Raw genomic sequence first — 12,892 nt, forward strand, 5'->3', positions numbered from 1 at the left:
CGGCTCACCCCTTCGGGGCCAGCGCGACAAGCGCGCTGTTCAACGCTTACAGCGTTAGTCCGAGTCCGGGCACCACTATTTAAAGAACCCGCCCAAAAGGCGGGTTTTTGCTTTTAGCGAAACGGACTCTTCATCGAACTTCGTTCGATTATTTGCCGCCAGCGGCTCACCCCTTCGGGGCCAGCGCGACAAGCGCGCTGTTCAACGCTTACAGCGTTAGTCCGAGTCCGGGCACCACTATTCAAAGAACCCGCCCAAAAGGCGGGTTTTTGCTTTTAGCGAAACGGACTCTTCATCGAACTTCGTTCGATTATTCGCCGCCAGCGGCTCACCCCTTCGGGGCCAGCGCGACAAGCGCGCTGTTCAACGCTTACAGCGTTAGTCCGAGTCCGGGCACCACTATTCAAAGAACCCGCCCAAAAGGCGGGTTTTTGCTTTTGGAGAATAGTCACTATTCTCTCCTCACCGAACTTTGTTTCAACAGCGCATAACGATTAAGAAGCTGATTAATCCGCATATCAAGTTGCTGATACAAAGCGGGTGATACACTTCCCTGCTTTTTTAACTCCTCATCAATTTGACGCAATAACTCTTCTGTCGGCGGCGATTGGTCAAGCTGGCGGCGGATAGTGAAAATGGCTGATTTCAGCTCCGAACCCGTCAGATATTTACCTTTACGTTCATCAAGCGAATTTAGCTGGGCAGTTAACGCCTCCAGCCCCTGCTGAGCATGATGCCAGTTTTGCAGAGCACTTTCCGGCAACGCTTCCGTGTTTAACTGTTTCTGTAATCCGCTGGCGAATACCGTAGTCTGCGATTCTTCCGGCCACAGGGTGACTAATTGCTGTGCTAATGATGCGGCATATTCTCTTGACCACAAAGGTGACAGGCGATGTAAAACGTCCAATTGCCCTTGCGTTGCGGCGATTAATTCCTGTTTCTTCTCTTTCAAATCTGAGGAATGTTTCAATGTGGACAATTGTTCAGGTGTCAGCCCCCGTGGCAATGGCTGAACCAGTTCAAATCTGTCGTCCCACATAGGGCTGATACCAAGAAAAGTGCCTGTACTCACCACTGCCGTAGCCATGACACCGATGGCGAATCCCAACCACATTCGCCGGGGTCGATGAACGCTTTGAGTAGCAAACTCCGCTGCGCTTGATTGATCGGGCGACGATGCTTCATTAACCACAAAGACCAACTGTGGCAAAGACGTCTCAGCGTGATTAGTCGTACCTGAAGCCGGTATCATCACAGCGGTGGATCCCGAATCCGCTTCAGACTTCTCCAGGCGTAAAGCTGCGTTATGCATCCAGGTAACGACAGCGTCTAGTTTACTTAACGTTTTTAACTCAAGGCGTTGCAGCACCTCACAGACATGTTTCAGACTCTGCTCAACCCGATATACCATTGATAAATCCGCATATGACAACGTTAGCGTGCGTAATTCTTGCTGTAAACGAGCTGACAGCCATGCCAATATTTCAACGCGGGCATGGGTTTGCTGCGGCCATATTACGCTCCAGTGATGCGTCAGTAATGCCTCCAGCAGTTCCGCGCTTTCGGCTAGCCCAGCCAAACCTGCGCTACGAATTCTGGCGACGGTGTACCAGGCCAGTGTTTGCAGTTCGACTCCGTTATGACGAAACAGCGCCAGGCTTAACTGTTCCACCTTTTGCCAGTCAACATCCGGGCGTGCGGGGTGAGTCAGCTTGCTGATTTCATCGCGTAACTGACCAAACTCCGTGAAAGCACGCGGATCGCCGCCGGTGCTGATGCGTTTCTTTTCCATGTCAGTACACTCCCGTCTCAAGCCACCCCTGCTTCTTAAGATGACGAATAAGAACCCGCCCCTCAGGGGTAAAATCAGTGCCATAGCGCACAATGCCAAGATCATGAAGTTCCGCATCAATGGAATAACGCAAATGCCCCGGCATTTCCTGCTCCTGCATCGTTACCTTAATGTCTTTTAGTCGCGGTTCATACTTCAACAAAACCTGAGAAAGCGTGCTGATAAGCTGATGTGCTGTTCCCGGCATACCCTGGAGGATTTTGGTCATATCCGGCAGACCATAATCGGGTAAATGTTTGAGGCTACCGGCACGAGTATTCAAAATGCGCTGCATATTATCGAGGACGGACAAGATGACCTGCGTATTTTCGCTGACTGCGAGCAAAGGAAAACCACCGGAAAAATTACCCAGCAAGATGTCATAAAGAGAAGGCTGTTTAATCATTACTCATCCTCCGGCATCAGGAGAACCAGAGCCTGAGAATTTAATTCAATCACTCGCGCCTTATCAGGATCGAGATCTTCACGACGTAATACCACACGCCATGAATCTTCAGACTGATCGGGAGAAATAAACATTCCCGCCACGGCAACATATTGCGCTTCGTTTTCGAATGGAATATCGACAGCTACGCTTTCACCTGGTCGTACCCTAACATCTTTCTGAGCCAATAAATCTGCTTTCACCACCGTACTATCTTGCGCAAATAAGGACTGATAATTAGCCGAGTCAAATGCTTTTCGATCTTTGAGTTGGTAAATACGCACGACCGTCGAAAGCGCTATGCCCTGCGCATTTTTATTTGCGGCTTCTCTGGCGGAAAGATCCAAATGCAGGGTTTTAATTTCCTTATAAAAAATCGACTTCGTTAATGACACGGTACCTTCAGATACTTTTTGTGTCAGACCACACCCAGTAACTAAACTGACCATTCCGGTTATTACGGCAAAATTAATAGCGATAATCGCCAGTCTCATCGGCTTCCCTCCGTTGAACATGTTGAGTAAGGCTCTGCCAAAGCCCAAGCTTAATTGTTATAAATTGATTCTTCGCTTCCTGGTTATCCAGACGCATCACAGCAGTGCGGCCAAGCTGAACTGCGTGCTCACTTTTATTACTGGTAAGATGAGCATCCGGAAGCACCGATCGAGGAATGCGTAATTGCAGTCTCGCATTCACTCTGGCACCTAAATAAACGTGCATCAGCGCGAGAAAATCATGGTAAAGCTGGCCACCCGGTAACCATTCGCGAGCCTCATCGGGAACGTCCGTTGTAAGCGTAATTAGCACCTGACTGTTAATATCTACGGCGCTACTTCCCATCACCGGACGAGAATGGAGGCTAACGGGTTGCCGCACACTCATTTTTAACGCCTTATCCAGCAGGATTAAGCGTTTATCATGAGGGGTCACGGTGGTATTTGTTGTTGGCGATAATAAAGAAACCAGCGCGGATATACCTTCTGCCGTACGCGTTGGCATTCTCATTATTCCCAGCAGCGCCAAAAAGCGCGATATCGGGGTAGCTGTTTGTGTGGCGCACCCCTGAATTCCCAGCCCAGTCAACCCCAGCAAATATTGTGAAGTCTCATCTGTCGCGCCTGAGCGAAAAGTCGCTGGATAGCTGTATTTACGCCAGATTCGATAAAACTGCGTAATTAAGCGATGGTTAAAAATATCCAGAAACTCAGCGGCAACGTCCGCACCTTCCTGACGCTGGGCAATATCATCCTGATAGGTTGTCGGCAGCGGCGATTCCACGCCATACAGCCCCATAAAAGTGACACGAACCGTTGGTGGAAGTGTGGGTTGCTGCGGATCATATTCTGCACTTTTTATTTCACCCGCCGGGAATCCCATCCCCGGATGAGGGCGAAAACGAATGGTATCGAAACGTGGGCTTTGTTGGCTTCCGGGACAGGGCGCTTGTGGATCCCACTGTTCCAGCAACTGACAGAAACGATAAAAATTAGTACGGGGTAGGTGTTCGCCAAGGCTCGTTAGCAACCGGGTAGTCGCTGATTGTGATTCTCTTTCCATCGCAAGCTTTTCCCTGCCGGCTGTATGATTAAAGTAAGCTGATTAAACAAATGAATATCCGCATACAATGCAAAAAAGCGGTTAAGCATTTCACCAAACAGATGAATATCGCCTTCGCCTGTAAATCCGTTTTCATCAAGCGTTACTTCGATGTCCACACCACGGAGTAGAAATCCTTTTTCAAAGCGCTGTATTTCATGTTGTTGAACATCCATGATCGCATCCAGACGACGATAATTAAGTTCATCATCCTGCCAGTTATAGAGAGACAACGTTCCTTTAAGCACTTCAGCGCTGGCCATCATATTCAGAAAGCTGGATCCCAGGTGACTCAACACTCGCCAGTGAAAACGATCCTCAGCGGGAGGGTAAGCAGGTAGCGTCGGTTTACACAGATTGCGCACGGCAAGCGGCGTCTGGAGTATCTGCTCACAACGATTGAGCAATGTACTTTGCAAAGCTCGCCGCGGTAGCTGACCGTTTGTTCCGGTCACTTTCAAAGACAAGGTTTCATACTCAGCAAGGCGATCCCGCTCCCAGGCATCTCCCCCGAGGATCAGCCATGTATCATATAATCCGGATACGCCGCGTCTGACACGAGTATGGTAATAACGCCCAGGTGCGTTACGGCGCATCATGCCTCCCTTATGGCGAAAACTGGTGAAAGGGGCATAAACGGCGTTACGCGTTCGCTGTGAACCTGAAACCGCATCGACTGCATATATTTCCGTGTGGCCATCCTGCAACCTTCGCGGACGCAGCAAATATTCGCTTTCCAGACCATTAACTACCAGCGGATCGGCCTCAATCGTGAAAAGATTAATAACCGGAACGCAATGAAGACGGATGTTTTCACTCCCCACAGGAAGCTCAGAACTCCACTGTTGAGTCAGTACCGCTTCTATTTCAAAGCAGTCTATACCCGCAGGAAACGATATTTCTTCCAGACCGTTAAGATGGACAAACATAAATTTTTCGCGGAACGTAAAATACTCAAGCAATAATTGCCAGCCGCCAAACGCCGTATCGCCTTTTGGCCACAAACAGTCTTCATCGGCAAATCCACCCGGGGAAAAGAAACCCTCCAGTCGAATACGTTCTACGCTGTTGGGGAGTCTCAAATAAAGAGAAGCCAGACGCTTTGTCAAAGCAAGGTGCAACGCGTGAGTTACCGGCGCGTCACCGCTGAGGTAAAGGCTGAGACGCGTCAGATCGGTTTGCGACCAGTCCATCTGTGGATTGCACTTTATTCGCATACGGATGACCGAGCGCCCATCAGGTTCGGCATCGATTTTCACCGCCGCGACAGACAGCGGATTAAGTGTGACGGGCTGAGTAGTACGATACTGACATACCGTTTTTTTAGGGCCAACGGGCTGTGACAATACGCCAAACTTCGCGTTAATCCGCTCACTCATTTTTAGCACATCAATATCTGGTAAAAGCTCGACAATACTTAAGGAGGGAATGGTACGTAAATAATGTGGCCACAGCAGACTCATCAACCCTTCGGTAAATTCAGGGAGATGATCGTCTATTTTGGCGCGCAATCGCCCCATCGAAAATGCAAAACCTTCAAATAACCGTTCCACATAGGGATCGGGAATGCCGGCTTTATCCAGATCCAGCATCGCTGCACGATCCGGATGCGCCTGCGCAAACTCTTTTGCCGCTTCCCTTAAATAACGCATTTCCGCGTCATAATAACGCAGAGTTAAATCTTCCATTTTACAGTTCGCTTATTTTGTTTTAACCGCACAAAACGGCGGCTCTGGCGGGATCAATGGCGACCAAACCGGACAACAGTGAGTCCATCTCTGGTGCCAGACGCGCTTTGTCACTTTCACTGCGGCTGGCTTTTAAACGCAAAAGTTTCAGCCGTCGCGCTTTAACTTCAAACAGCAGCTCAGGCTCCCATTGTTTGAGAGTGAGAGAGTGTGCTGTAGTATTCAATTCCCCAAGCAAATGCAGCGCGAGATCGTTGCGCCCACATTGTTCTGTCAGACGGGCCATCAACAGCTGGCGTAACCAACGCTGTCGACGTGAAACAATACCTGGTCGTGCCTGAACCCAGGCGAGCGCGGCTTCAACGCCTTCGCTATCCGCTAACGTCAAAGCTTCGCTTTCAAGAAGCAGAATATCGTCGTCCGTTCCTGCACTAGCCGCAGCGACTTTTTCAGTATGCCAGTCACTTTCCTGTAGCACGTCACGGGCTATCCACTCACGCGTGACATCATCGGCAAAGGGAGTCCCATCGTTAAACGCCAGCGTTTCCAGACCCGGCATCCGATGTAGCAGCATTTTCAGATCGCTGATAATAATCCCGGCATTTTTATCCCAAGGCGATCCCGCCCTCATTAATGCCTGATGAAGGTACCACTGCACGTCCAGCCAGAAATGATTCACTCCCTCAACAAATAAGCTGTCCGTTAACTCAATCAGTTCGGTCCAGCTTTGCTGCAAATACAGACGTTTGAGCTGCGCGCGATAATCACTCTTGGGCGGTACCAGGCGCGTACGTCCGGCGCCATCTGGCGGTGGAAGCTGGCTGACCGTATCGAGCCGCACGCTTTTCATCAAATGATGCGCCGCCAGCCAGCCATCCGGCTGATCGCTTAAGTATTTCGCCAACACTCGTGCCTGCTCCAGCAGCTCACGTCCAGAGGTAATACTTTTAAGGACAGGAGTTTCTGCGCTGTGCCTACTGGCTTGGGTACTGATATTTTGCGGCACCAATGCCTGAGCCCCGCCAGATTGGGCCAGACGGTTCTCCAGCGCGCTATACAACGCCCCAAGCCCAGGACGAATGCTCCCTTCTCGTTGGCTAAACTGCTGCTCCAGCAGCATCAGCGCACCGGCGATCCGTTGCGCGTCAGGTCGTGAAACTTCGGGAAAACGCGCCAGACTATCCAGCATCCTCCCGCCTGCCAGCCATTCAAGGGCGGCCTTATAGCTGTTGGCTCTTAAAGGATGGAGAGAATCGCCATATTGCTGCATCAGGCCAGCCAGCAAAATCAGACCATCCGCTAGGCCGGACTCACCATCCTGATGCAAACGCGCCCATGTGTAGTACGTGACAACACGGACATCCTTACAGGTGTGGATCAGGATTTTTTCCGCAAGCTCAATGATGAGATCCGTTTGTGCGCCAGAAAGTTTATTCACCTCCTCTCGCATATGCTGAAAATCATCGTCATAGCCTGGATCTTCACCACCGGGGTTGGCAGCTGAAATGGGCAATAGCCAGTTTTGCCATAGCGCAGTCTGCGTTTGCGCCTGTTCCATCAGTTGCTGTTGTTCATCTGGCGAAGCCGTGCTGGCGGCCAGTAGACGTTTCAGAGCGCTCATTCTTCTTCCTCTGAGGAAATATTGCCGCTTACAACAAAAATTGCTTCTGGTAGTTCAAAATCGCGGAGTTTGAGTAATACAAGGGGACCTTCACCGGCTTCCGTTCGCAGGGTATAGTTCAGCGGCAATCCATCCTGCGCAGTCCAGCGCAGGTTAAAACCGCTGCTCACGCCAGCGTTATCGGTTATCTCCGCTTTCTCAAGCAGTCGGATCCACCCCCAGGTACCGGGGTTATCTGAGTAGATTCGGGTTCCCGAATTGGTGCTCACCCAGCTTAGGGTTGCCCCTGACGCTTGCGTATCAGCAGGCCAGACAACGTTTTTCCACGCTGGCATCTGATTAACGTAGGTGAGTTTCTGTCCATCCAACACGAGGTCAGTCTGCATCACGTCGCGCGCCGTTCCAGGACGCAGCTCAAAGCGCATCCTGGCTTCCCCACGAATAAATGCGACATCCGCAATTTGACTGAGCTGATCCATCGCCTCGAGAAACGCCGGATTAAACTCCAGCCCCTGAGCATTCACCGTGTCGGCAACCCAGTGACTTCCCTGTTTATGCAGGACACCGCTTAAATGACTTTCAAGAAAATGCGGGATTCGGCCATTATCGCTTCGCAGATATTGCGCCAGCAGCGGCAGAGAAGCCTCGCTGCCAACATCGCGAAACGGATAACGTCCACCGAATGCGCTGTTCCAGTCATTCACAATCAGCGCCTTCCATTGCGCATTCAAGCCCGCCGCGGTGGGTTGCAACACCTGCTGCCATGACTGCTCCAGTGGCTGAACAAACATCGCTTGACCAAATCCACTCCATGCTTGTCCCAGACTGGCAGCCACCAGATTGCCATAGTCACGCGTGGTGGTGAGATCGATGGTTTTACCCTGAAACACCGTTTGCGCCAGGGCCTGGCTCATGCCTTGCGGATCGGCAGCGTTAGTAATCTGCTGGAGTTTCAGCCTGACCTGCGTTACCCGGGTCAGGTAGGTTTGCAGACTCAGATGGCTGATATCCTGCCCAGCCGATTGTTCATCCATTAATGCCAGGATTGGCGAGAAGGTACTCGCCATAGGGCCTTCTTCCCGCGCATGTTGGTCAATGGTTTGATTTTCTTTGGTGTTAAATAGATCCTTTGCCGACTTCACCAGTGAGTCCGACAGCGCTTCTCCGGTTAACCCTGTGCGTCCCTGAACGGCGAGCGTATTCATTAACGCAACCAGAGGAGACTGACGGATATCTGCAATCAACGTGAGTTGATCGATAGCATCACTTAGCGTCTGGGTGCGCTTCCAGCGAATACTGTTGAGAAAATCCAGCCAGTTGTCGGCAAAATCCGTGAAGTAACGCTCGCTAAGACGCACCTTTAAGGCCTGTGGAGAGAGAGGGTCACTTGCAGAATGCGTATCATCTCCCAGCACCTGATCCATTTCTTCCCGACGGTTGTTTACGATTTTCTCAATGGCGGGCAAAACCTCCTCTTCCCAGGCTTTGCGGGTATACACGCCAGCAACCGAACTGTGGGTATAAAATACGTGCTCTGCCCGGGTATCGCCGGTCATGTCTTCCAGACGAAGATCGGTGTAATGCGGCGTTACCTGTTCAATGATTTTCTGATACAGGGCGGCTTCGCCATTGCGGATCCCCATCTGACGAATTAACAGCGTTCGCACCTGGCTAATAAGATTTTTATCGGCTGCTATCTTCCATTCAGGATGCGCCTGAAGGTTTTCTCCCCAGAATTGCCAGAGCCCAGGGCCAACGCCCTGCCATGATGCGCGCGAAATACCCGCTCGCTCCGGCCAGTCTTGCATCAGCGCCTGACTAAAAAATGACGCCTCCATCTGCTCAGGCCGCGAAAGCATCAGATACATTTTCAACTGGTTGTAGGCGATCTTTGCCTGGGCGGCAAACTGCGGGCTGTCTGGAGCCAGTCGGGTTAAAGCCGTTAATTCCTGGGTAAGATGTTGGGCGGCTTCATCACGCAGGAGCGGAATAGCGATACGCGTATAGCGCGGCCATAGTGCATCCAGCAGAGCATCATTTTGGCTTAAGCCGAAACGGTAGTACCACGGCGTCCCATTCTGCTGACGCCAGCGAAGCATGCCTGGCGTTTGCTGCAGAGCAGACAGCGCCGTAAGACGCTCGGCGAGCGGTTTATCCGCACCGCCTGCCAGGCTCGCCTGGTCCAGACTTTCGCCAATCAGAGTGCGATTCGCCAGGAAAGACACCACCATTCCCGCTCCCCATAGCAGCATCAAACCGGCTGTACCGACTGCCAGCACGCGCATCCCTGAACGGCCTGTACGCTGTGCCTTAAGTTCAGCAGGTAACGCAGGGAGTGAATCAAGCAGCGCACGCCAGCGCTCATCACGCATCCAGGCATGCGCGACGTGCGATGAAGTATTTTCCGCATACTGGCTCAGGATTACCGCCGCCAGCGGCAGAGGCCGATGCGGGCTGAAAAAAGTGGACAACGATTCGCTGATGGCTTCTGCGCCAGGCATCAGCAAATTAGCCATTTTCAGTAAGAAATTATCGCGGATATTGCGCGTAACCTGCTGCGTACCCTGCTCCGCCATCTGCATTGCCAACGAGGTCAACTGCGAACGACATAAAGCCGTGGTGCATCCTGCAGGGAACAAACATGTCGCAGAGTGCAGGGTTACGTCATCCCGGACGAATTGAGCGCCATTCAGCGACCAAAGGTATAACGGTACTCGCCAGCGGAGCGTGGTAAAAACAGCCTGAAGATGGCGGGCGGCATTATCTATTTGTTCTGCGGTTAAAGAGACAACAGGTGCCGATTGAACCAGTGTATCCTGGTGCTGAAAAGTGGGGGTTACCCATACAATCCCATCCAGCGGACGCCGATGCAGCTTGCGTATCGCATCAAACAACGAGGCATCTGGCGCTTCAGTGAGCGTACCTCCCCACATTAACACCACGCCATCCCCTTCAACCCAGCGTTGAGAGGTGAGTTTAGGTACTAATTGATCAACCTGGGAGGCATCCCCCATCACCAGCAGGATACGCGTTTTGGCGCGCCAGAGGCGGCCATAGTTATCTTTAAGTGTAGTATGGAAGTTAATGAATATATTACTATCCAATGTGGTAGTTATATTATTTCCAACATTTGTCTTATCAGCTGATTTCCATGGCAAAAAAGAATAAACAATTGATTTATATTTTAACAATGGAACATACGATATCAATACTGATTTCAGCGCATTCAACTGCCATAATTTAAAAATATAACATAGTGCTATTAAAACAGTTGTAACGACTATTATCCTTGTTGATTGGGTCCTCACCCCCAAATACTCTCCGTAGTAAAAAAGAACTACATAGCATATCAAACCAACGACAACTAAAATACATAACCGACCAAATAGCAGCAACAAGGTGGACTTCTTCATATATCTATTCCTGATTTCTAATTTTTTTAACCCTCGACAATATAATTCTTTCATCCGATTCCGATAATATTAGATCAACAGCACTCACGTTTTGTCCATTTAACAAAGAGAACATTAACATCATCCATATATCAAACTCTCCGTGAATGCCGATATATAACTCTGCATAATATTGCTCAAGGTTGTTATTATGCTCATTAAGAAGAACTGCCACCTTAGCCACATCTTTTTTATCGCTATGTTTGCCTATCAATAAATTGTCTATTATCCCAACCCTGGCCTGATAAAAAATAAGATCGTTAAGGTCTTTGAGCAGTTCACCTCCATTCGTAGAGATAGACCTATACAATCTTGCTTTCTCGAAAATATTATTCTGATTAACTAACATCGGCGGAGCAAAAAGAAAAGCACACATCCCATCACCCGTTCTATGGTGATTATCTTTGATTTCCGTTGATTTTTCCCCTACAATAATTAATCTGAATTTATCCTCTGTAACACTTAGCCATTCATTAATATTTAATACATAATCATGCAAGATAAATTCACTATTTTTAATTATATCATCAGAGAGCCCAAGTCGTTTCCATGCCAATAAAAAAGACTGCCATGCTGAAGTCCCTGACATCTGACCAACAATAAAGCTAATAACCAGACCTTTTTCAGAAGTAATATCAATTAATCTAGCTCTCATGGGAGCCAATAACTCATGGAATAAAACAGTAGAATTAATCGATTCTGGAAAATGTAACGCCCTGGCTCCAATGGCATTGAACTCATTGACTTCAAGTAAATGAGGTATCTGCGATTCTTCTGGAAAGAGATAACTGTAATCTACAATACTTATATAATCAGACGCCCATTCAGACCACTCATAATCAATATTAGAACTTTCCGTTGATATCATTTCATTTTTTTCAAGGGATACACCGAGTTGAAATAACCTAAGTCCTAAGTATATAATGAATACTAAAAAAACACTTAGCGATATTGCAAAAGCATAATAAAAATAATCACTATTATGTGTAATATAATAAAAAAAAGTAAATAGCAGAATAATAATTATTAACAATGAGAAAAAAACACTACCATCACGCCCCCACCTTATAGAAGGTACGGGTTGTATTTTCTTTTTACCTGGAATATTCCAACTCATTTTAACTTACCAAATCCCGCTACAGGGAAGAGTTGAGATGACATAACAACCGCATTGACACATGCATTTATGCACAGCTACTGGTTTTCCATCTGAGATCCACTCTGTAGACCCCTGGATTATTTTATTTACTCCATGAAATGGAATAGGGCATATAACAGTATCACCAAGCAATGCGACACCTAAACCATCGATAATTATCGTTGATGAAACGGAAATTACTTTACCGCCACTACTTAATGGATCATTGAGTCTGACCAAGCCTAGAAACATAAAACCTCACTATAAAACAATATAACTATTCAGATGTGATTTTTTGAAAAAACGAAAGATTATCCAACATATCTATATAATCAGATAAAGATCAGATAATAACATCTTACCTGGTAATAAATATTATTTTAAAAATTAAACCCACAAATAAAATTCGTCTAATAGTAAAAAAACCACCATCCTGATGTCATTACCCGCACAGATTTTCCATTTTTTTTGAATTGTTTTATTCTTCTGCGTTTTAATCTTCGCAAATCAATATTGGTCACATTATCCCAGCCAGCAACAGTCAATATCTCTTCCGTCAGCTGTTCTTTCGGAAAAGGATGTCGTCGCCAGATCGTCCATATTGCGGGCAGGATATACAGAAAGGTTCCCATGGTCAGAAACATCGTTACCCCGCTCACTATTTTTTCAGTAACAACCCAGCCATCCTGGTAAATAAACACTACCAACATCGTAATAATTAACAAAATAACGATCGAAATGGGGACTTTCATCGCGTCTATTCGTGCCCGTCGTATTCCCTGGTAGCACCACGGCGGCATGGTCAGCGAGCGTGCATGCGGCCGGATAAGGGCATATACCAGATACTCCTCTCCTACCGGCGCGGCAATCAGCTCCACTTCCTCACCTTCCCGGCAATAGGGCGCGCCCAGCCACCCTGAAAACTGCCGGCCATTGATTTCGCCCGTAACGTACCACGCCGAAGAAGGAACCCTGTCTTCATTGCTCGCCACCATGCCCTGTGCCGTTGCCGCTGACCCCGTCGAGGCCAGCACCATCGCAGCAGACGCCATGTTCTCATCCAGTCTACTGAAATATTCCCACGTCTGCGGATAGGCTTTGGTGTCAAAATAGTGCGTCAG

10 protein-coding genes are annotated in these 12,892 nt (G+C 48.7%); all 10 read right to left on the reverse strand.

Translation table 11 applies throughout. The features are described 5' to 3' along the window. Window positions 1–451: 451 nt before the first annotated feature. Window positions 452–1,792 (reverse strand): VasL domain-containing protein, encoded by a 1,341-nt coding sequence (locus tag OGX89_RS16565; RefSeq protein WP_164562484.1) that lies wholly within the window; start codon window positions 1,790–1,792, stop codon window positions 452–454. Window position 1,793: 1 nt separating this feature from the next. Further along, complete coding sequence (gene tssE, locus OGX89_RS16570; RefSeq protein WP_126957932.1) at window positions 1,794–2,237, reverse strand: type VI secretion system baseplate subunit TssE; 444 nt, start codon at window positions 2,235–2,237, stop codon at window positions 1,794–1,796. After that, window positions 2,237–2,770, reverse strand: a complete 534-nt coding sequence (gene tssJ / locus OGX89_RS16575; RefSeq protein ID WP_126957934.1) for a type VI secretion system lipoprotein TssJ — start codon at window positions 2,768–2,770, stop codon at window positions 2,237–2,239. The genes tssE and tssJ overlap by 1 nt, the downstream gene beginning before the upstream one ends. Further along, a complete protein-coding gene (tssG, locus tag OGX89_RS16580) occupies window positions 2,745–3,833 on the reverse strand; it encodes a type VI secretion system baseplate subunit TssG (protein WP_126957937.1) in 1,089 nt (362 codons plus the stop codon). The genes tssJ and tssG overlap by 26 nt, the downstream gene beginning before the upstream one ends. Continuing rightward, window positions 3,794–5,560, reverse strand: coding sequence for a type VI secretion system baseplate subunit TssF (gene tssF / locus OGX89_RS16585; protein WP_126957939.1), 1,767 nt, complete (start codon window positions 5,558–5,560; stop codon window positions 3,794–3,796). The genes tssG and tssF overlap by 40 nt, the downstream gene beginning before the upstream one ends. Window positions 5,561–5,582: 22 nt before the next feature. Beyond that, complete coding sequence (gene tssA, locus OGX89_RS16590) at window positions 5,583–7,181, reverse strand: type VI secretion system protein TssA (protein ID WP_126957941.1); 1,599 nt, start codon at window positions 7,179–7,181, stop codon at window positions 5,583–5,585. Beyond that, on the reverse strand, window positions 7,178–10,594 hold the full coding sequence (locus OGX89_RS16595) for an ImcF-related family protein (protein ID WP_126957943.1): 3,417 nt from the start codon (window positions 10,592–10,594) through the stop codon (window positions 7,178–7,180). The genes tssA and OGX89_RS16595 overlap by 4 nt, the downstream gene beginning before the upstream one ends. A 4-nt stretch (window positions 10,595–10,598) precedes the next feature. Next, a complete protein-coding gene (locus tag OGX89_RS16600) occupies window positions 10,599–11,750 on the reverse strand; it encodes a hypothetical protein (protein WP_126957945.1) in 1,152 nt (383 codons plus the stop codon). 6 nt (window positions 11,751–11,756) lie between these two features. After that, window positions 11,757–12,023: a PAAR domain-containing protein gene (locus OGX89_RS16605; protein WP_126957947.1), complete on the reverse strand. Its 267-nt coding sequence runs from the start codon at window positions 12,021–12,023 to the stop codon at window positions 11,757–11,759. A 158-nt stretch (window positions 12,024–12,181) separates the two neighbouring features. Beyond that, window positions 12,182–12,892 (reverse strand): putative type VI secretion system effector (locus tag OGX89_RS16610; RefSeq protein WP_286560804.1); only part of this gene is annotated, 711 nt, incomplete at its 5' end.

The organism is Citrobacter sp. Cpo103 (genome assembly GCF_030332605.1).
In the GTDB taxonomy this organism is placed as follows: domain Bacteria; phylum Pseudomonadota; class Gammaproteobacteria; order Enterobacterales; family Enterobacteriaceae; genus Citrobacter; species Citrobacter portucalensis.